Origin of the sequence: Advenella sp. S44 (assembly GCF_002810445.1) — a bacterium.
In the GTDB taxonomy this organism is placed as follows: domain Bacteria; phylum Pseudomonadota; class Gammaproteobacteria; order Burkholderiales; family Burkholderiaceae_B; genus Advenella.
Window position 1 is genome coordinate 470,987 of record NZ_NEXS01000009.1, and the last position, 20,682, is coordinate 491,668.

Consider the following 20,682-nt stretch of genomic DNA (forward strand, 5'->3'; position numbering starts at 1 on the left):
TGCGTGCGCCAGTTTTTTTCGGGCAAAAGGGTAAAATAGCAGCATGGAAAATATTGATTTCGATATTGCGATCATTGGCGCCGGTCCGGTTGGCCTGGCTTTGGCCCGCGCGCTGGACAGAATGCCCGGTCCGCTGCCGACGGTTGCCCTGTTCCAGGCTGACCACCCGCAGATGCATAATCCTGCCAGCGACACCCGGGTTCTTGCCCTCAATCATGGCAGCCGAGTCTTTTTGGAACAGATGCAAGGCTGGCCCGACCATTTCTCGCCCATCCGCACTGTACATGTTTCCCAGAAAGGTCGCCTGGGACGAACACTCATATCCCATACCGATTTCGATGTTCCGGCGCTGGGCTATGTTGTTCCGTACCGAGCTATTGCCGCCCGGTTGCACGAGCAGGTAAATGAAGGACGCACCACACGCCTTGCCGGAGCGCCCGCCACAGTAACAAGCAGGACAACTGATGGCGCAGCCAGCATCAGCCAGAACGGCAAAACCTATCGCGCTCGTATTGTCGTGCAATGCGATGGCGCCAAACCAGACACCCGACTGCGGGACTACAACCAGCATGCCATTATCACTTCAGCCCGCGCTGAGCTGCCAAGGTCAGACTGGGCATGGGAGCGGTTTACGCGCGAGGGTCCGCTGGCGGTACTGCCGCATCCGGTCTTTACCGATGCGCAGTCTATTGTGTGGTGCACCACGCCGGCGCGCGCCCGCGCGCTGCTGGCTGCAGACGAGGCGACTTTCTCGCGGGCACTGAGCGAGCATTTCGGCGACCGCCTGGGGCCGCTTACCGTTCTGGAATCGCGCCATATTTTTCCGCTGGCGCTTAGCGTAAGCAAAAACACCGTCGACGATCGTATCGTGACTATCGGCAATGCGGCTCAGGCTCTGCATCCGGTGGCAGGCCAGGGGCTGAACCTCGGGCTACGCGATGTGGGAGGACTGATGGGCGCCCTGCAACCGTGGTTGCTCAACCCGCATCAGGATCCAGGACCGGCACTGCGCGCGTTTGCAGGCGCGCGTCGCGCCGATCGCAACATCACCCGTCAACTGACCGATTTGATGCCGCGCGTCTTTACCACCGGCAATCCATTGATTGAACACGCCTGCGGCTTGTCCCTGCTGGCGCTGGATCTGACAGAACCACTCAGGCGACCGCTGGCCCGCCATCTGTTGCAGGGATATCGAAACTAGGGCAACGGCTTATGCGGCTGTCCTGCCAAACCTTGGTTAAAATGCGCTCATGCAAATTGGCAACTGGTCTCTTCCCAACCCCGTCTTTGTCGCGCCCATGGCGGGCGTGACCGACAGGCCTTTTCGTCAGCTGTGCAAACAGCTGGGTGCCGGCTATGCGGTTTCAGAAATGGCCGCCAGCAACCCGGCATTATGGGAAAGCGTCAAAACCTCAAGGCGGCTCAATCATGACGGCGAGATCGACCCGATAGCGGTACAAATTGCCGGAGCCGATCCTGCCATGCTGGCGGAGGCGGCCATCTTCAATATCGGCAAGGGGGCCCGCATTATCGACATCAATATGGGGTGCCCTGTAAAAAAAGTATGTCATGTTGCCTCCGGCTCGGCGCTATTGCGCGACGAGAACCTGGTGGCGCGCATTCTTGAGGCGGTGGTGTCCGCCTGCCGCCCCTATGAAGTGCCGGTTACGCTCAAAACGCGCACCGGCTGGGACAGGCAAAACCGCAATGCGCTGCGCATTGCGCGACTGGCCGAAAACGCAGGCATCGCGGCGCTCACGCTGCACGGTCGTACGCGTTGCGATCTGTACACCGGACAGGCAGAGTACGACACGATTGCAACTGTGAAAGCCGCCATTTCCATTCCTGTCATTGCCAATGGCGATATCACCGATCCGGTCAAGGCGCGTTACGTGCTTGACTACACTGGTGCCGATGCCATCATGATTGGCCGTGCCGCGCAAGGCAATCCATGGATCTTCCGCGAAATCAATCATTATCTGAACACGGACGCGTTCTTGCCGCCGCCGTCATGGGAGCACATGCGCGACGTCCTGCTTGCCCATCTTGACAATCACTATGGCTTCTACGGCGAGTATACCGGCGTGCGCACGGCTCGCAAGCATATCGGCTGGTATATCGGCAGCCTGCCCGATGCAGAATTGTTTCGGCAACAAATGAATCGCCTCGAAACCTGTCAGGAGCAGTACAATGCAGTCAATCAGTGGTTCACCAAGCTGGTCAACGAATCGGCACCGCGGGTTCCACCAGCTGCAGTCCATTAAGTCAAAACAACAAAAATTTCCCCAACACCGCCATTATGAACAACACACAAGATCTTCAGGAATGTGTACGCACAAACCTCGAACTTTATTTTAAAGAACTGGGCGACGGCGAAGCCGGCAACCTCTGGAACATGGTCACAAGTTGCGTAGAGAAGCCGCTGCTTGAAGTCGTCATGGACAAGGCCGGAAACAACCAGTCGCGCGCTGCCGACATGCTGGGCATTACCCGCAACACGCTGCGCAAGAAACTGATTTCTCATCATTTACTGTAATTATTCGCTCATGACTATCAAGACCGCTTTACTTTCCGTATCGGACAAAACCGGTATCGTCGATTTCGCCCGCGCGCTTCACAGCCGTGGGGTAAAACTTCTGTCAACTGGCGGCACCGCGGCGCTGTTGAAAAAAGAAGGACTGGATGTAACCGAGGTTGCAGAACACACCCAGTCGCCCGAAATTCTGGACGGCCGCGTCAAGACCCTGCATCCGCGCATTCACGGCGGTCTGCTGGCGCGACGCGACAGCCAGGCGCACCTGGACACACTCAAAACACACGATATCGATCCGATCGATCTGCTGGTCGTCAACCTGTATCCCTTTCGTGAAACCGTTGCCAAGGACGGCTGCACTTTTGCCGATGCCGTTGAAAATATCGACATCGGCGGCCCGGCCATGTTGCGTGCCGCTGCAAAGAATCACGGTACACGCCAAGGCGGCGTGACCGTTGTGATTGACCCATCCGATTATGAGGCCGTGCTGCACGAGCTCGATGAACAAGGCCGCACATCTTACGGCTTGCGTCTGTCCCTGGCCAAAAAAGTGTATGCACATACCGCTGCCTACGATGGCGCCATTGCCAACTATCTGAGCGCAATTACCGATACCGAGCCCGAGCAGGAAAACGCACCGGCCCGCCAAAGCTGGCCCGATACACTGACCATTCAGTTGAATCAACATCAGTCGCTGCGTTATGGCGAAAACCCGCATCAGTCCGCCGCGTTCTATCTGGACGCCAGCGTACCTGCCGGGGTCCTGGGCAACTATACGCAATTGCAGGGCAAGGAACTGTCCTATAACAACATTGCCGATGCCGACGCAGCCTGGGAATGCGTGCGCACGTTCGCCGCGCCTGCTTGCGTGATTGTCAAGCATGCCAATCCTTGTGGGGTCGCGGTCGCCGAAGATGCTGCGGGCGCCTATCGCAAGGCATTCAAGACCGATCCGACGTCAGCTTTTGGCGGCATCATCGCGTTCAATCGCATCGTTGACGAAGCGACTGCGCAGGCCGTCAGCGAACAGTTCATGGAAGTGCTGCTCGCGCCAGAATACACCCCCGATGCGCTGGCATTGCTGGCCAACAAGAAAAACGTCCGTGTCCTGACCGTTGCTCTCGGGGACGGCCAGAATGCCTTTGACGTCAAGCGGGTCGGCGGCGGCTGGCTGGTGCAGAATCCCGACCACAAACCGCTGGCAGCGGCCGACTGCAAAGTTGTCACGCGCAAGCAGCCGACAGCGCAGCAACTGGATGATCTGCTATTTGCCTGGAATGTCGCCCAGTTCGTCAAGTCCAACGCCATTGTCTTTTGTCGCGAAGGCATGACTTACGGCGTGGGCGCCGGTCAGATGAGCCGAATTGATTCGGCCCGCATCGCGTCGATCAAGGCAGAAAACGCCGGGCTGTCGCTGCAGAATACGGCAGCCGCGTCCGACGCCTTCTTCCCCTTCCGCGATGGGCTTGATGTTATCGTCAAGGCGGGCGCCGATTGCGTCATTCAACCGGGAGGCAGCATGCGCGATGACGAAGTGATCGCCGCAGCCGATGAGCACGGTATTGCCATGGTCCTGACCGGCACCCGGCACTTCCGCCACTAATTGCAGTTGTCATATCGCCCCGGCCTGGCCGGGGTTATTCCAGGGAGTCATTGATGTTGCGGATTCTTGGCATTGACCCGGGCTTGCGTCGCACCGGTTTTGGCGTCATAGATGCTGCCGGCATGCGCATTTCCTACGTGGGCAGCGGCACCATCGTGGTCCCCTCGGATATTCCCCTGCACGAACGTCTTAAAGTTATTCTCGATAGCATCCGCGAAGTGGTCGATACTTATTCTCCCACCGAATCTGCGCTGGAAAAAGTTTTCGTCAACACCAATCCGGCCTCTACGCTGTTGCTCGGCCAGGCCCGTGGCGCGGCCATGTGCGCACTGGCTGACCGGCATCTGGATGTGACCGAATACACTGCCCTGCAGATCAAAAAAGCCGTGGTCGGCAATGGTCATGCGCAAAAGGAGCAAGTACAGCATATGGTGCAACGCCTGCTGACACTGAACAGTCTGCCCGCGCCGGATTCGGCCGACGCACTGGCCTGCGCCATCTGCCACGCACACGCGGCGCCACTGGCCTCACGCTTGAGCGACGGGGATCTCCTGATGGGCGCCCGCCGTGGCCGCAGCCGCCTGCGCGCCGGTCGGCTGATTGATTAGTTCCGCGACGATAACACCCGCTTGCGCCAACACACCAACCGCAACGGCACCCTGGTGTACCATACCTGTTTGTTTTTTTATGATGATCCCTGGCAAAACAGGGTTTGTGGAGTGACTGATGATCGGACGACTGACCGGCCTGCTGATTGAAAAACAACCACCGGGTCTATGCCTGGATGTCAATGGTGTGGGCTACGATATCGACGTGCCCATGAGCACGTTCTATGATTTGCCTGAAGCGGGCGCGAAAGTCACGCTATATACCCATCTGGCCATCCGGGAGGATGCCCATGTCCTTTATGGTTTTCTGCGACAGGAGGAACGCGCCACTTTTCGCGCCCTCATTAAGGTCACCGGCATTGGCGCGCGCACCGCACTGGCCGTTCTGTCGGGCATGAGCAGTGCGGATCTGTCAGCGGCAGTCGCGCAGCAGGAGACCGCCCTGCTTACCCGGGTGCCCGGTATTGGCAAAAAAACGGCAGAACGCCTGCTGCTGGAACTGCGTGGCAAGCTCGATGCCATCGCACCGGCGACGCCTGCAGTGACAGGCCAGAACGACGTGCTCAATGCGTTACTGGCGCTTGGCTACTCTGATCGCGAAGCGCGGGCAACAGTCAAATCATTGCCGGCCGACCTGGGCGTCTCGGACGGCATCCGCGCTGCACTCAAGGCGCTTTCCAGTTAATGCTCAGCCACCTTTCACAGGTGGCTTTTTTCTTTCCGCGGCCAATACGTTGCGCTATCCGGTCTCTTTCCTAGGGTTTGCACTAATCACAATCGAATTACGCAGTGCGCCGCCAATATTGCCGTACAGTTACCCGATATTTTTATTCCGACCTATAACACCCACTTTGGGAAGACAATATAATGCGCGCTCACTGGATCAAAAAAGCCCTGGCAACAAGCCTGTTATCAGCCTTTGTCATGGCGCCGGCCATGGCAGAACAGACACTTAAAATGGCCTATGCGTTATCCAAATCGTCACACTATGGCGTTGCGGCAGACGCTTTTGAAAAGTCCATTGGCCAGAGCACCAATGGTCAATTCAAGGTTCAACAGTTCGCCAACAGCGCCCTGGGCGGTGAACGCGAAGTCATCGAAGGACTGCAGTTGGGCACGATTGACGCCGCTGTTGTCTCTACCGGAGCAACACTGAACTTTGTGCCTGAAACCGGCGTGATCGATATCCCCTTTCTGTTCCGCGACCTGGATCACGCCCGCAAGGTGCTGGATGGCCCGATCGGCCAAAAGCTGCTGGCCGAGTTTCCGGCCAAAGGCCTGGTTGCACTGGCCTGGGGCGAACAGGGATTCCGTCATTTGACTAACAACGTACGTGCCGTCAAGACACCCGCTGACCTAAAGGGTCTGAAAATCCGTACGACTGAAAATCCGATTCATATAACGGCCTTCCGCAAAGTCGGCATGCTGCCCACGCCAATGGCCTGGCCTGAAGTGGCTACCGCCCTGCAGCAAGGCACGATTGACGGCCAGGAAAATCCGATATCCGTTATTGTCTCGGCCAAGCTGTCGCAAATGCAGAAATACCTGTCGCTGACGGCACATGTCTACGGTCCGGCCCTGATCCTTGTCTCACCCTCGGTTTATGAAAGCCTGTCCGACGCAGACAAAACCAAATTCAAAGAGGCCGGCCTGGCGGCAGCCAAAGCCATGCGCACTTTTGTAGACGATGTGGAAACCAGTGGCGTTAAAACGTTGAAAAAAGAAGGCATGCAGGTACAAGACCAGGTCGATCACGATGCCTTTGTGAAGGCAGTCGAGCCGGTCTATCCCGAGTACTACAAAAAATTCGGCAAGGAGCTGGTCGAATCGATCCGCAATACCCAGTGACCCGCATGCATTGGCTGAACACGGAGGCCTGAATGACCACATTGACACGCTTGCTGGACAGTACCCTGTTTCGTCTGATTTCCGTCCTTGCCCAGCTGTTTCTGGTGTCGGCGGTTTGCGCCTCTTTTTACCAGGTCATCGCGCGCTTTGTCTTGCAGGAACCATCGGACTGGAGTGAGGGCTGGACCCGTACTGCCATGATCTGGCTGGTTCTGCTGGGCGTAGTGCTGGCCTGTCGTCAGGGCGCCATGCTCAAGGTGGAAATGCTGCACTCTTTGCTCAAAGACCCGTGGCAGCGCCGCCTGGAACATCTGGTGATGTTTATCATGGCGATCTTTTTCGGATTGATGACCTGGATCGGCGCGCTCATGACCTATCGGGTGCGCTTTCAGACGATTCCGAGCCTGGGCATTTCCATCTCCTGGATTTACGCCGCCATCCCCGTTGGCATGGCATTGGCGCTGCTGGCCGTCATCGTGCAATGGGCCAATGCCAGACGCGAATCCCAAGAAGAAGACCTGAGTTTGCTGTAAAAAAAGCATGAGCGCCATGCTTTCGCTCCACTCCTACCGCCTTCGAGACAGACTATGTCGCAAATAATGATTTTATCCATGCTGGTCTGCTTTGCACTGACCATCCCGGTTGCAGTATCCATCGGGCTGGCCAGTCTGTTCGGCGTGTATGTCGCCGGCATCAACTGGCTGGTAATTGCCCAGCAGCTCTTTGCCGCACTGGATAAATATCCGCTGGTGGCCATTCCCTTCTTTATTCTGGCCGGCAACCTGATGGAAGCTGGCGGCATTTCAGAGCGCCTGGTCAATTTTGCCAAAAGCCTGGTCGGCTCGGTACAGGGCGGCCTGGCCATGGCCTGCATTATCACATGCATGATCTTTGCCGCGGTGGCCGGCTCCAGTGTAGCCACCACGTTCGCCGTCGGCGCTATCCTAATTCCGGCCATGGTGCGCCATGGCTATCCCAAGCCATTTTCCGCATCGCTGCAGGCAACGGCTGCCGAACTTGGCGTGATTATTCCACCTTCGATTCCCATGATTCTGTTTGCCGTATCTACCGACACGTCGGTGGGCGAACTGTTCATTGCGGGCATCTTCCCTGGCGTATTGATTGCCTTTGCGCTGATGCTATATGTATGGATTTATGCCAGGCGCCATGGCTACGGAAAACAGGACGGGGACGGGCGGCTACCGTTATTGACGGCTTTCCGGCAGTCCTTTCTGGCGCTGCTGATGCCGATCATCATTCTTGGCGGCATCTATGGAGGCGTGTTTACACCCACCGAAGCATCGGTGGTGGCCGTGGTGTATGCGCTGGTCGTCGGCGCCCTGGTCTATCGCCGCATTTCATTCGGCCTATTGACCGAAACACTGCACCGGACCGTGATTTCCACCGCAATTATCATGTTTGTAATCGCCAATGCCGGTCTTTTCGGATTCCTGCTCAATCGCGCCGGCGTGCCAAACATGCTGGGCGAGTGGCTCAGCCACATATTCAGCGACAAGGTCGCATTCCTGCTGGGCGTCAATGCCGCCCTGTTCATTATCGGCATGTTCATTGAGACCTCCGCTTCCATTGTCGTGCTGGCGCCGCTGCTGCTACCGGTCGCCCAGCAGTTTGGCGTGGACCCCACGCACTTTGGCATTATCATGGTAGTCAATCTTGCCCTGGGCATGATTACGCCTCCTTTTGGCGTAAATCTGTTTGCCGCATGCGCGGTGGCAAAGCTGCCGATAGAAAGGCTGTTTAAGTCACTGATTCCGTTTGTCTGTGTCATCGTGCTATGCCTGCTATTGATTACCTACTTGCCCTGGATCTCGCTAGTTCTGCGCGATCTGGCATACCGTTAACGGAATCCCGTCACATATCGGCCGCCCCGGGACAGCGCAACTCGGTGATTCAGGTAAAATAGGTCCAGACCCTCAGTCCTGAAGAAGATACCGCTGCCCCATGTCCATTCAAAACGACGCGCTCACCAGCGCTGCCCCCCGCATTGTTTCTCCGGAGCCCATGACGCCGAACGAAGAGTCCATTGAACGCGCCCTGCGTCCCAAGGCGCTGGACGAATATGTCGGCCAGGTGCGAGTACGGGAACAGCTGGAAATTTTCATTTCAGCTGCGCGTATGCGCCAGGAAGCGCTGGACCATGTGTTGCTATTTGGCCCTCCGGGGCTGGGTAAAACCACGCTGGCGCATATCATTGCACGGGAAATGGGATCGCAGCTTCGACAGACCTCAGGCCCGGTATTGGAACGACCCGGCGATCTGGCAGCCATGCTGACCAATCTGGAAAAAAACGACGTTCTGTTCATTGACGAGATTCACCGCCTGTCGCCTGTCGTAGAAGAAATTCTCTATCCCGCGCTGGAAGACTTCCAGATTGATATCATGATCGGGGAAGGGCCGGCCGCGCGCAGCGTCAAAATTGACTTGCAACCGTTCACATTGGTGGGAGCCACTACCCGCGCAGGTATGCTTACGAATCCGCTACGCGATCGTTTTGGCATTGTCTCACGCCTGGAGTTCTATAACACCGAAGAACTGGCCCGCATCGTCTCGCGCAGCGCTCACCTGCTCAATGCCGGCATTACGCCCGAAGGCGCGCACGAGATCGCGCGTCGCTCACGCGGCACGCCACGTATTGTCAATCGGCTGCTGCGCCGCGTGCGCGACTACGCCGACGTGCGCTCCAATGGTGTGATCGACAATGCCGCAGCCACGGCGGCACTGGCCATGCTGGATGTCGACCCCATGGGCCTGGATCTGATGGATCGCAAAATTCTGGAAACCATTGTGCATAAATTCGATGGCGGACCGGTAGGCATCGACAATCTGTCGGCGGCAGTCGGCGAAGAGCGCGATACCATTGAAGACGTGATTGAACCTTATTTGATTCAACAGGGTTACATCCAGCGCACCTCGAAGGGGCGCGTGGCGACCTTGACAACGTGGCAACACCTGGGTTGCACGCCGCCTGAAGGACCGAACAAGCCGCTGTTTTGAATGTCCAGGAAACCGTAGCGCCGGGGCCGCAACGACACCGATCCTGCAATCGACCGATCTTTGAGCGCATGCCTGCCCCTTAGGGTTCTGCCAAGGCTTGAGGTTTCTGTCCGGTGAGGTTTTGGTTCCCTTGAGAATCGGCTCTCTTAAGATCCTGCTCCTCTTAAGATCCTGCTCCTCTTAAGATCCTGCTCCTCTTAAGATCCTGCTCCTCTTAAGATCCTGCCCTCTTGAGATGCTGCCTCACTTGAGCGCCTGCTCTACTTGCGGTTCTTATCCTCTTGAGATGGGTCGTCCTTGAACTTCCGACTGCCAGCCTGATTCTGCTTGCCGCGGGCCTGCCAGATCCCTGACGATCCACTAAAATGACCAGCGGCGCGGATTGACGCCGAAGCGCCGTTTGAAAGCTGTGGAAAAATTACTGCTGTGCCGGTAGCCGGCAAGCAGCGCCACTTTTTCGACCGATTCACCCTGCTCCAGAAATCGCTGCGCCATTTGCAACCGATATTCCTTGACGCACGCCATGATCGACGTATTGAATTTCAACTGAAATTTTTTGCGCAATGCGCTTTCGCCCATGCCGGTAAATTGCGACATGGAGCCAATGGTATGCAGTTGCCAGGGCTCGCGACGAATATATTCGCGCAGCGCCCCCAGCCTGTCATGATCCTCTCGACTGAGTCTGTCGTTGCTCTGCCATTCGGCCGGCGCGCCGGGCGTTGCTCTGACCCTTGCCAGCAACTGCAGTCCCAACGCTTCATACACCAGGGACCCAACGCTGTCGTCCTGGGCTATCTGCAATTGCAGGCGTACGCTATCCAAAAAGGCATCATCCTGTTCAGCAACGGCAAATGTCGCGGGCGCTGCGCCCAGAATGGGGAGCAGCCTTTCCGTATAGGCGTTCTGCACAATTTGCGTCTCGTCCACCACGACGTCCAGCGCGGCCAGGCGCATGCCGGGAAGATAGTGGGTCTGCATGCGCTCGTTTCGGTAACTGGTATTGATCCCGCAGGCCGGACCTACCGTCTGCAACGGCGAGCGCTCGCGGCCAATGCGCAACTGGCCGTTGAGCAGCATGGCAAAAGAATACGCGTTCTGCACCCGGGACTGGGCGTGATACGGCACCAGAAAGTGCATATCGGTATGCAGTATCGTCACACCCTGGCACAGCACATGTTCGCGCACCTGACCGTAGGCCAGCGTCTCCTGATGGCGGGTTGCATCCTGCACAATGGCCTCGGGCAGATAATGCGTGACTCCGTACTGCTCACCATATTGGACGAAATCGGCATAGGTAAAGGCTCTAGTCATCAATCACGGCGTCCGTATGTAGACAATTTTGCAACAAAAAATCTATGTTTTCTGACATATTTCATATGAAATTTGGCATTATTTCTATAATGAACGGATTATAAATAACAATCATTCTTATTTGTGTTGTATATTGATTTTAAGGATATTTTTCTATCATGACCCCGTCCATGGTTCGCTGTTCAGCGGTACCTCGCATCCTGTATGTCGCCGTGCTTACCGTTCTTTCTGTTTCCGGTGCCCAGGCTCAGACGCAACAGGAACAGGCAAGAACCACTCCTGTCGCCCAATTGGGTATTATTCGCGCGACCAGCGACGCGACATCGACCGAACCCACCTTTGGTTTTCAATCCACAGTCAGCCGCGCGGCCAGTCGCGCCGACATGGACTGGATCGAAACGCCGCACTCGGTTTCGTCGCTGACACGGGATCGTATTGATGCCATTGGCGCTTCCACCGGAACCGATGCGCTGCGCTATACGCCCGGCGCCTTTACCGGCCTGGTGGGTGGTGCTACCCGCTACGATTACATCAGCCTGCGCGGCTTTAACGAAAACAGCACTGACAATCTGAATCTGGATGGCCAAAAAGTCCTGAGCGATTCGGGCACTTATAGTTCTGTACAGATCGATCCGTACACACTGGAGCGCATCGACGTATATCGCGGCCCCACCAGCGTGCTGTACGGACGCAACTCACCGGGCGGCCTGGTTTCCTACAGTTCAAAACGGCCGCTGGATGAACCCTACCACGAGATCACAGCCGGCATCGGCAATATGGGGCAAACCCATCTTGGCTTTGATATGACCGGTCCGATAGACAAGGAAGGCAACGCCGCCTATCGCGTCGTAGGCATTACGCGCAACAGCAAGACCCAGTTCGACAACAACCGGGTCGAGCGCTATACACTGGCGCCGTCACTGAAATTCAGACTGGGTGAAAACAGCCGCCTGCTGTTGCAGGGCTACTTTCAGAAAGACCCCAGCACTGGCTTTCATAGCGGTTTTCCAGCAGACGCCACAATCAACACCGATCATAACGGACGCCGCATTTCACCGAAATTCTCGGACGACGACGAAGGCGGAAGATTCAGCCGCACGCTCTCCATGCTGGGCTACCAGTTCGAGCACGACTTTACGCCTAATCTGACATTCAAGAACTCTTTCCGGATGACCAGCCTGAAATCCAAAATGGCGCAGTTCTATGGTTATGGCTGGTACGATGAAACCTCGCTGAACCGATACTATTCCGGTGGCCAGGAAGAACTGGAAGCTCATCAGTTCGATACTAGCCTGACAGCGGTGGTGCATACCGGCGCAGCTTCGCACGAGATCATCGCGGGCTTTGACTACCAGCATCGCAACGCCAGTGGCCAGTGGGACTCGGGCATGGCCAATCCGCTGGACGCCTTCGATCCGGTCTATGGCAATCCGGGCCTGAATATTTATTCCAGCGAGCCCTTTGATCGCACGCTGGAACAGTTCGGCATGTATTTGCAGGACACCGTCCGTTATGGTGCTTTGACCGGTCTGTTCAGTATTCGTCACGATATCGTGGATCTGGACAACCGCAATCCCCTGCTCAACACCAAATCGGGCTATAAGGGCAGCAATACCACGTTCCGCGCCGGCTTAAGCTACGCCTTTGACAACGGAATTTCGCCATACGCCAGTTACAGCGAATCCTTCAACCCCAACGGCTACACCGACATCAACGATCAGGTGCTGCCGCCAACGGAAGCCAGGCAATATGAAGCGGGCGTGAAATACCAGCCCAACGAAAATGTCATGTTGTCTGCCGCCTATTATGATCTGAAGCAGGAAAACGTGGCTGCACGGCATTCTTCGGCTACCAGTTACTACGTGCCGCTGGGCGTGGTGCATTCGCGCGGCATCGAGCTGGAAGCCAACGCCAATATCACCGACAACTTCACTGTCATGGCCAGCTATACCATGAACAATATGAAGCTGAAAAAAGGCGACAATGCCGGCAATCGCCCTTTCCAGGCACCCAAGCAAATGGCCAGCCTATGGGGCCGCTACCGCATGAACAACGGCCTGGCATTATCAGCGGGCGCGCGCTATGTTGGCAAAAGCTGGGCCGACAACGAGAATACCGTGCGAGTGCCGTCCTATACGCTGCTTGACCTGGGTGCCGAATATGACCTGGGCCGCATGAATTCGAATTTGAAAGGCGCCACTGTCCGTTTGAATGTGAACAACGTCACCGACAAGACCTATGTGGCATCATGCGCGACCACCAACTTCTGCTACTATGGAGAAAAGCGCAATATCAAGGCCACCTTCAGCTACAAATGGTGATTCAAGAAGAAGACAGTTCCTTCTATGAGCAATTGCAGCAGGCGCTTGGGCGCCTGCTGCCGGTTTCAGCGGCTCCCCTTTGCGGCCCCGCCGACCTGACCCTCGGGCGGGTTCGGCAGGATGCATTGCAATTGCTATTTGACGACGTGGCACGGCTTCACCCGGAGGCCGGCCGCCACTACTGGAATGCCCATACCTGGCGCACCTGCATGTGGGTGCCCGTCTATACAACAATCCTTACCTACGAACATCATCGCTGCCTGGTCGATGCCCGCCAGATGCAGATTCGCTTTGCAGAGGGTCTGGCAAAGCAAGTTTACCTGCCCGAACAGGCCATTACACGGGCGATTTCAGACGAAATGGCGCCGGCCACCGCACTTGCCGAAAGCCTGGAGCAGATACGGGAGCAGCTAAATACCATCACGCCTTTGGCTGCCAAGCTCGCAGGACGCCACACGGCCGACAGTGTGCTTGCCGCACTGCTGCTTTACTACCATGACCTGCCGCAATTTAATAACGCGCATATTCGCGTGCGAGGCCAAATCTGGCTGAGTGCTATCGGGCTTGCGTCGGAAAGTGGTTATCTGGACGTCGACATGAGCGGTTATGGCCTGCCTGACCGGCTCTCGCTGAACCGCCGGGTCTGCTGCCAATACTTCCGGTGTCCGAACGCCCCCCTTTGCAGCAACTGTCCCAAGATCCCGCTGCAAGAGCGCCTGCCGCTACTGGCCCGCGATTGGGCAGAACATGATCGCGCGCATGCCGAGACAAAGGATGAGCCATAGCGTTGTCGTGATACAGGCAAAATTGGCGACCTGCCGCGATTGCCATCGCGCCGCTAGCGTCAGGACTCCAGTTCATCCAGAAACGTGAGAATGGCGTCTCCGTAGGTATCCAGCTTATGTTGCCCGACGCCGTTGACGGCCGCCAGATCGCTGAGCGTGCTGGGTTCCTGTTCTGCGATTTGCGCCAGGGTATCGTCCTTGAAAATCACGTAAGCCGGCACGCCATGCTCTTTGGCAATATCGCGCCGCCATTGCCGCAGGCTTTCAAATCGCGCCTGCGCCGCAGCCGACAACACGCGAACTTCGCGTTTGCCGCGAGGCATGATATTGCGTGATTTTGCCGCTGCCCGCGCCGATTCCTTGCGCATCATCAGCACCTGCTCGCCCTTGAGGACACTGCGGCTTTTTTCGGTCAGCGCCAGTGTTCCGTAACCGTCGCCGTCAACCGTCACAACATTAGCAGCCATCAATTGCCGCAGCACACTGCGCCAGCCCTGCTCGGAAATATCCTGGCCAATGCCAAACACAGACAAGGTGTCATGCGAATGCTGCACCACTTTTTCGGTACGCTTGCCACGCAGGATATCGATCAGGTGCCCTGCCCCATATCGCTGATCACGTTCGCGATGCAGACGATAAATGGCCGACAGAATCTTCTGCGCCGCCACGGTGCCATCCCAGGTTTGAGGCGGGGTCAGGCAGACGTCACAATTGCCGCAGGACTCGGATTGCTGGCCGAAATAGGCCAGCAAACGCGTGCGTCGGCACTGCACGGTTTCGCACAGGGCCAGCATGCCGTCCAGTTGCGCACCCGAACGGCGCTTAAAAAATTCATCGCCCGTGGAGTCGTCAATCATTTTACGTTGCTGCACGACGTCCTGCAGCCCGTAGGCCATCCAGGCCGTGGCAGGCAGACCGTCCCGGCCCGCCCTGCCGGTTTCCTGATAATAGCCCTCGACCGATTTGGGCAGATCGATGTGTGCCACGAATCGCACGTCGGGCTTGTTGATGCCCATGCCAAATGCAATCGTGGCCACCATGACCACGCCGTCGTCCCGTAGGAAACGGGCCTGGCGCTGCGCCCTCAATTCGGCCGGCAGGCCCGCATGATAGGCCATGGCATCAATGCCCTCGCGGCAAAGAAACTCTGCAGTGTCCTCGGTTTTGTTGCGCGACAGGCAATAGACGATACCTGAATCGCCCGCATGCTCCTGGCGAATGAAGCCCAGTAACTGGCGACGCACATCGTTTTTTTCGACAATGACATATCGGATATTGGGGCGATCGAATCCTGCCACGAAATGCTGCGCTTGTGTCAACCCCAGTCGCTGCGCGATTTCATCGCGGGTTTGCGGTGTGGCGGTGGCCGTCAGCGCAATGCGCGGCACCTGGGGCCACTGCTCCTGCAGACGCGAGAGGCCCAGATATTCGGGACGAAAATCATGGCCCCATTGCGAGACGCAATGGGCCTCGTCAATGGCAAACAGGGCAATGCGCCCGCGCTCCAGCAAACGCAGGCAACGATCGGTGAGCAGGCGCTCCGGGGCAACATACAGAAAATCCAGTTCGCCACGCACAAAGGCGTTTTCGACTTCGCGAATGGTTTCCCATTCCTGACTGGAGTTGAGAAAGGCGGCACGCGCACCCAGTTCGCGCAGCGCATCGACCTGATCCTGCATCAGCGCAATGAGCGGCGAGACCACGATAGCGGTCCCCGGGCGAATAAGCGCAGGTACCTGGTAACACAGCGACTTGCCGGCGCCCGTTGGCATCAGCACCAGCGCGTCGTGACCTGCGATCAGATGTTCAACAATGGCCTGCTGTTGGCCTCGAAAGGAATCGTATCCAAAAACACGTTTCAGGACAGACAGCGGGGTGGTGGAATCAGACACTAGAAATGAGACACAAAAGTAAAGCCGGTAATTAACTGACAAGGTTTAAGCCTTGGCGCTTTAAGGAAACGCCGTTGGCACAGGGATAAAGTGATTATAATCGTTATACCGCTACGGAGAGTCGATATGAAAATCACACAGATGTTGGCAGGGGCCACGGGCTGCCTTCTTGCCATTGCTGCACAATCTGCGCTGGCAAAAATTCCGGTGTACGTATTTGGCAATACGCCGAATGATCCGATCGGCACCTATATTACTGCGCAAGTGCGCAACCAGATTGCCAATTCCCAAACGTTGACGCTAGTCAACGATATGAACCAGGCGGTGGCCCGCCTGAACCTGCAAGGCGCTGACCCCACACGGGAAGGCCGCTTTACGGCCATTGCGGAAAATGTCGATATCGTTAATGTCGCATCGCCCATCAATCCCTGGCTCAATATCCAGCAGCACATCCGGATCTGCCTGTCTGAGTCCAGCGGCAGCTGTGCGACCACCATTGTAAATGACCTGACATCGGTGGCACTGCAATATGGACCCAATCTGCAGCAAAAGCTGGGTAGATAGGCGTTAACATGGGCCTGGGGCCAGCAATCACAGGCGCCAGGCGGGCGTGGCATGATGGATCCAGATGCTCCACAATTGCTACGCCAGCTCGGGCTCGCTGATCCAGCAAGCCGGGACAGGGATATACTGTCGTATCGAATTGAATCTCACGGGGCCGCCAGGCTCGCAAACTATCACATGAATATTGGCATTGCCGGCGCCGGGCTGTTGGGGCGCATTCTCGCTTTGGTGCTATCGCGCCAGGGTCATCAGGTTTCCGTATTTGATCCAGCCACCAGCGCCGGGGCCAGAATCGCCGCAGGCTGGACCGCCGCCGGGATGCTCAGTCCCATCGCCGAGCTTGAAAGCGGCGATACCGAAGTTTTCGGTATGGGCTTGCGCTCTATCGAACTTTGGTCGGCGCTGGTTCCCTCACTAAGCCTGCCGGTGCAATTTCATATCCGCGGCAGCCTGCTGGTGGCGCACCGCGGCGACGAAGGTGCGGCAACCCGCCTGACGTCACTGCTGGACGCAAAAGCGCCACAGCATGCCCGTCCCAGGACACTTACCCGTGATCAGTTGCAGGCGTTGGAGCCCTCGATTCAAGGGCCGGGGCACGCCTGGATGCTGGAAGGTGAAGGGCAGATCCACACGGTACAGGCCATGCAGGCTCTTGCCGAATCTGCAGACAACACCAGCTGGCACTGGGGAACACCTGTCATCAGCCTGAAACCCCGACAGTTGCAGACCGCACAGGGCGTCCACGAGTTTGACTGGGTATTCGATGTGCGCGGCACCGGCGCCCGCGAGCGCCCGCATGCCAACAGCCACCAGCTTAACTGCCGCAATGTACGTGGTGTGCGCGGTGAAATTTTCTGGCTGCAGGCCAGCGACCTGACCCTTAGCCGGCCCGTTCGTTTATTGCACCCACGCTATCGCGTCTATATCGTACCCCGAGCGCCCGATACGGTGGTTGTGGGCGCCAGCGAAATCGAAAGCGAAGACCGCTCGCCGGTATCGCTGCGCAGTACCGTCGAACTGCTGACCGCGGCGCACAGTGTGCTGCCCGAACTGGCCGAAGCGCGCCTGATCCACACCGAAGTCAACCTGCGACCGGCGCTGCTGGACAATCTGCCCCGCATAGAGAACGAAGACGGCCTGACACGCATCAATGGATTGTTCCGGCATGGCTGGCTGATTGCGCCCGCCGTCGTGGAAAAGGCCCTACAATCAATATTTGAACCCGATTTCGAGCTGATACAAACGGCATGAGCACTATTCACGTTTCCGTCAACGGTACCAACCATGAAATCGCCAGCGGCAGTTCCCTGGCCGACCTGATTGCCTATTTGCAACGCGAGGCCGGCCAGCCGGATGATCCGGCGGCCATTGCCACGGCGGTCAATGAAACTTTTATTCCTCGTCTGAAGCGCAGCGACACCTTGTTGTCCGATGGCGATCAGGTATTTACCTTCAGCCCTATCACCGGCGGCTAACCCGCACGCATCACAAATATGAAACCATTTGCTATTGCAGACACATTGCTGGAAAGTCGCTTCTTTCTAGGCACTGCGGGCTACCCGTCGCCCAAAGTATTGCAGGACGCCATTACCGCTTCCGGTGCAGCGGTAATCACTGTCGGGCTCAAGCGGCAGCTGACACCCTCGGCATCGGGCGGCGCCGGTGCTGCACTGGACAATTCCTTTTTTCAGATGCTCAAGGATTCCGGCCTGCATCTGCTGCCTAATACCGCAGGCTGCAAGACAGGACGCGAAGCGATCACCCTGGCGCAGATGGCACGCGAGATTTTCGGCACGAACTGGATCAAACTGGAAGTGATAGGCGATGACTACACCCTGCAGCCGGATCCGATAGAGTTGATTCGCGCTGCCGAGGAACTGGTCAAAGACGGTTTTGAAGTTTTCCCCTATTGCACCGACGATCTGGTGACCTGCCGCCGCCTGCTGGATGCCGGCTGCCGGATCCTAATGCCGTGGGGAGCGCCTATCGGATCCGGACAGGGCCTGACCAACCCGCACGCACTGCGCACCCTGCGGGCTCGTCTGCCGGACGTGCCGCTTATTGTAGACGCCGGTATTGGCTCGCCCATGGACGCGGTGCAAGCCATGCAAATGGGGTATGATGCCGTCCTGCTCAATTCGGCCGTCTCGCAGGCCCACGATCCGGTAAACATGGCCGCAGCGTTCAAACTGGCCATACAGGCCGGACGCATGGGATTTGAAGCCGGCATCATGGCCCGGCAGGATATGGCCGTTCCCTCCACTCAAGTTACTGGCCGGCCTTTTCTGCTGTAACGAGGCTGTAACGTGGCTAGTCCGAAGCTGACCTGAAGCTGATTCGAAGCCTATACGTGGCACATCCGAGACATAGTCGAAGCCGATTCGAGGCCGACTCAAGGGCGACCCGGAGCGGCTTATATGGGCAGCAGAAACAGCGCCGCCGCATAGCCGGCCATTCCGGCCAGCACAGAAAACCCGGCGTTACCGGTAAGCCTGGCACAGACACCCGCCGCAATCAGACCGAAAAAATAGACCAGGATCGATGCAATGTCCGAGTCCTGCTGCAAATCGGAATACACCACGACAACCGACATGGATACCAGCAGCGCCGGCCCGAGGATGACAAACCGGCCCGAAGCCAGGCGACCAAAGATATTGGACTTGCGCATTAAGACAAACGGCAAGGCGCGACTCAGCCAGGTCACAACCGCCATCACAGCGATGGCCAGCCAAAACTCAGTGTTTCCCATGCGTGCCTCCACCAAGGTCGTGATTGTGCTCGATGACGTCATTTCTGGCGGCATCACTATCGGCGGGAGAAAAGCACAGCCAGGCCATGACCGTGCCAGCCAGAATGGCTGGTGTTGCCCCCGCGTAAATCAGGCAAAGCAAGGTGACCGGGACGGCGATGAAAAGCGCGAGCAACATTGGTCGCTTTACGCTGAGCACAGCCAGCGAAACAAACAGGGCAACCAGGGCAAAACGCAAAATCTGATCGACTTGCGGAAACTGTGCGATCAGGCCAGATCCGGCGACCAGCCCGATGATTGTGCCGCCGATCCACGATAACCATGCCGTCAGCCCAAGCCCCATATACCAGGCAAATTGTGCATTGGCCGGCTGCTGTCCCATTGCGTGAAAGGCAGTAGCAAACACTTCGTCAGTCAGCAAAAATGCGGCCTGCAAGCGACGATGCAACGATGGGGGCAACCATCTTGCAATAAGTGGTCCATATAACAGGTGACGCGCATTAAGCAAAGACACCATTGCCACAATGCCGGACAATGGAGTCCCCAGTTTGATCGCCGCCAGAATGAAAAATTGCGAAGCGCCCGCATATACAAATACAGACACCAGTAGCGTTTCCCAAAACGACAGCCCCACACCGTTTGCTGCGATCCCGTATGCCATCGCGACCGGCACATAGCCGAGCAACACCGGCACGCCTGCCCGGACACCACGCCAACCACTGAGTAACACCGACATTCCGACTGACTCTCCTGTAAAGACCGCTATTACATCACAGGTATCAAGTTCAAATCCAGCGGCAATATACGGCCTGGGCAAACGCTTTAGTCGCGCAGCAGTCTTGGGAGCGCGCGCAACGCGAGTTGCCGGCTGCGGCCAGTATCCTGGTCAGACATAATGCAGTGTTCGTTGGCCGGTTTTGTGTCGCGACTCAGACACAAGGATAGCAGATGCCTCCGCCTACAGGCAGTTGGCAGTTGGCAGTAGCGAGGCTAGCGTTATTTACTGAAGACTGTGCTGGGTCCAGAAATTGTCGACCTCCTGTTCGGCCTCGGCGCGGGTGCGGCCATATTTTTCCTGCAATATCCCGCACAATCTCTGTGCATCGCCATCGATCTCGGTGAAGTCGTCGTCTGACAAATCGCCCCAGCGTTCTTTCACCGCTCCTTTGAGTTGCTCCCATCGGGCGTCGGTATCGTCCGGATTCATAAATTTCTCCTTGTATGGCATTACTGCGATCTGGTAGAAAACCACACTTTATATTAACGATATCATTGGCCAGAACAAGGCTTTGTTACATACACTTAAGAAGCGTATGTAGTCGCAATAAGGGTATGCTTCTGATTCCAGCTAATCATCGCAAACGTATATTACAGGCGCAATGGTAATTGCGCCCATGCTTCCCTGAAATTGGTCAACCACTTGCGGCGCCCGGCTTTACTCGTCGAGCTGGCT

Annotated in this window: 21 protein-coding genes; 16 read left to right on the forward strand and 5 right to left on the reverse strand. The window is 57.0% G+C overall.

Annotated elements, in window-relative coordinates; genetic code table 11:
* The first annotated feature begins 43 nt into the window (after positions 1 to 43).
* The 10 genes from CAP48_RS16010 to ruvB all read left to right on the forward strand — a co-directional run bounded on the left by CAP48_RS16010 (position 44) and on the right by ruvB (position 9,607).
* Complete coding sequence (locus CAP48_RS16010) at positions 44 to 1,201, forward strand: FAD-dependent monooxygenase (protein WP_100698463.1); 1,158 nt, start codon at positions 44 to 46, stop codon at positions 1,199 to 1,201.
* A 49-nt stretch (positions 1,202 to 1,250) separates the two neighbouring features.
* On the forward strand, positions 1,251 to 2,264 hold the full coding sequence (gene dusB, locus CAP48_RS16015) for a tRNA dihydrouridine synthase DusB (protein WP_100698465.1): 1,014 nt from the start codon (positions 1,251 to 1,253) through the stop codon (positions 2,262 to 2,264).
* A 35-nt stretch (positions 2,265 to 2,299) separates the two neighbouring features.
* Positions 2,300 to 2,536, forward strand: coding sequence for a helix-turn-helix domain-containing protein (locus CAP48_RS16020; protein ID WP_100698467.1), 237 nt, complete (start codon positions 2,300 to 2,302; stop codon positions 2,534 to 2,536).
* A 10-nt stretch (positions 2,537 to 2,546) separates the two neighbouring features.
* Positions 2,547 to 4,136: a bifunctional phosphoribosylaminoimidazolecarboxamide formyltransferase/IMP cyclohydrolase gene (purH, locus tag CAP48_RS16025; RefSeq protein WP_100698469.1), complete on the forward strand. Its 1,590-nt coding sequence runs from the start codon at positions 2,547 to 2,549 to the stop codon at positions 4,134 to 4,136.
* 56 nt (positions 4,137 to 4,192) lie between these two features.
* Positions 4,193 to 4,744, forward strand: a complete 552-nt coding sequence (gene ruvC / locus CAP48_RS16030) for a crossover junction endodeoxyribonuclease RuvC (protein WP_100698707.1) — start codon at positions 4,193 to 4,195, stop codon at positions 4,742 to 4,744.
* Between the two features lie 118 nt (positions 4,745 to 4,862).
* Positions 4,863 to 5,429 (forward strand): Holliday junction branch migration protein RuvA, encoded by a 567-nt coding sequence (gene ruvA / locus CAP48_RS16035; RefSeq protein WP_100698471.1) that lies wholly within the window; start codon positions 4,863 to 4,865, stop codon positions 5,427 to 5,429.
* Between the two features lie 182 nt (positions 5,430 to 5,611).
* Entirely contained in the window at positions 5,612 to 6,592 is a 981-nt protein-coding gene (locus CAP48_RS16040) for a TRAP transporter substrate-binding protein (RefSeq protein WP_192871346.1), read from the forward strand.
* Between the two features lie 32 nt (positions 6,593 to 6,624).
* The gene (locus CAP48_RS16045; protein WP_100698473.1) at positions 6,625 to 7,125 is read left to right on the forward strand and encodes a TRAP transporter small permease; all 501 of its coding nucleotides are present in this window, start codon (positions 6,625 to 6,627) and stop codon (positions 7,123 to 7,125) included.
* A 54-nt stretch (positions 7,126 to 7,179) separates the two neighbouring features.
* Positions 7,180 to 8,454 carry a TRAP transporter large permease gene (locus tag CAP48_RS16050; RefSeq protein WP_100698475.1) on the forward strand — a complete coding sequence of 425 codons (1,275 nt, stop codon included), beginning with the start codon at positions 7,180 to 7,182 and terminating at the stop codon, positions 8,452 to 8,454.
* A gap of 100 nt (positions 8,455 to 8,554) precedes the next feature.
* Positions 8,555 to 9,607, forward strand: coding sequence for a Holliday junction branch migration DNA helicase RuvB (gene ruvB, locus CAP48_RS16055; RefSeq protein ID WP_100698477.1), 1,053 nt, complete (start codon positions 8,555 to 8,557; stop codon positions 9,605 to 9,607).
* A 360-nt stretch (positions 9,608 to 9,967) separates the two neighbouring features.
* Here the strand turns inward: ruvB and CAP48_RS16060 are convergent, their stop codons facing one another.
* Positions 9,968 to 10,918 (reverse strand): AraC family transcriptional regulator, encoded by a 951-nt coding sequence (locus CAP48_RS16060; protein WP_100698479.1) that lies wholly within the window; start codon positions 10,916 to 10,918, stop codon positions 9,968 to 9,970.
* Between the two features lie 158 nt (positions 10,919 to 11,076).
* Here CAP48_RS16060 and CAP48_RS16065 point away from each other — a divergent pair, with 158 nt between their 5' ends.
* Positions 11,077 to 13,239, forward strand: a complete 2,163-nt coding sequence (locus tag CAP48_RS16065; protein WP_242444523.1) for a TonB-dependent siderophore receptor — start codon at positions 11,077 to 11,079, stop codon at positions 13,237 to 13,239.
* A complete protein-coding gene (locus CAP48_RS16070) occupies positions 13,233 to 14,024 on the forward strand; it encodes a (2Fe-2S)-binding protein (RefSeq protein ID WP_161495281.1) in 792 nt (263 codons plus the stop codon). The genes CAP48_RS16065 and CAP48_RS16070 overlap by 7 nt, the downstream gene beginning before the upstream one ends.
* 59 nt (positions 14,025 to 14,083) lie before the next feature.
* On the opposite strand, the gene recQ is transcribed toward CAP48_RS16070, so the two are convergent.
* On the reverse strand, positions 14,084 to 15,916 hold the full coding sequence (recQ, locus tag CAP48_RS16075; protein WP_100698484.1) for a DNA helicase RecQ: 1,833 nt from the start codon (positions 15,914 to 15,916) through the stop codon (positions 14,084 to 14,086).
* A 126-nt stretch (positions 15,917 to 16,042) separates the two neighbouring features.
* Here recQ and CAP48_RS16080 point away from each other — a divergent pair, with 126 nt between their 5' ends.
* The 4 genes from CAP48_RS16080 to CAP48_RS16095 all read left to right on the forward strand — a co-directional run bounded on the left by CAP48_RS16080 (position 16,043) and on the right by CAP48_RS16095 (position 18,774).
* A complete protein-coding gene (locus CAP48_RS16080) occupies positions 16,043 to 16,480 on the forward strand; it encodes a hypothetical protein (protein WP_100698486.1) in 438 nt (145 codons plus the stop codon).
* Positions 16,481 to 16,657: 177 nt separating this feature from the next.
* Positions 16,658 to 17,731, forward strand: coding sequence for an FAD-dependent oxidoreductase (locus tag CAP48_RS16085; RefSeq protein ID WP_100698488.1), 1,074 nt, complete (start codon positions 16,658 to 16,660; stop codon positions 17,729 to 17,731).
* On the forward strand, positions 17,728 to 17,955 hold the full coding sequence (gene thiS / locus CAP48_RS16090) for a sulfur carrier protein ThiS (RefSeq protein WP_100698490.1): 228 nt from the start codon (positions 17,728 to 17,730) through the stop codon (positions 17,953 to 17,955). The genes CAP48_RS16085 and thiS overlap by 4 nt, the downstream gene beginning before the upstream one ends.
* Before the next feature lie 18 nt (positions 17,956 to 17,973).
* A complete protein-coding gene (locus CAP48_RS16095) occupies positions 17,974 to 18,774 on the forward strand; it encodes a thiazole synthase (RefSeq protein ID WP_100698492.1) in 801 nt (266 codons plus the stop codon).
* 119 nt (positions 18,775 to 18,893) lie between these two features.
* Here CAP48_RS16095 and CAP48_RS16100 read toward each other — a convergent pair whose 3' ends face one another.
* From CAP48_RS16100 to CAP48_RS16110, 3 genes are all read right to left on the reverse strand, one after another.
* Positions 18,894 to 19,229, reverse strand: coding sequence for an AzlD domain-containing protein (locus tag CAP48_RS16100; RefSeq protein WP_161495282.1), 336 nt, complete (start codon positions 19,227 to 19,229; stop codon positions 18,894 to 18,896).
* Positions 19,216 to 19,965: an AzlC family ABC transporter permease gene (locus CAP48_RS16105; RefSeq protein WP_100698496.1), complete on the reverse strand. Its 750-nt coding sequence runs from the start codon at positions 19,963 to 19,965 to the stop codon at positions 19,216 to 19,218. The genes CAP48_RS16100 and CAP48_RS16105 overlap by 14 nt, the downstream gene beginning before the upstream one ends.
* 264 nt (positions 19,966 to 20,229) lie before the next feature.
* Positions 20,230 to 20,436 carry a CsbD family protein gene (locus CAP48_RS16110; protein WP_100698498.1) on the reverse strand — a complete coding sequence of 69 codons (207 nt, stop codon included), beginning with the start codon at positions 20,434 to 20,436 and terminating at the stop codon, positions 20,230 to 20,232.
* Between the last annotated feature and the right edge of the window lie 246 nt (positions 20,437 to 20,682).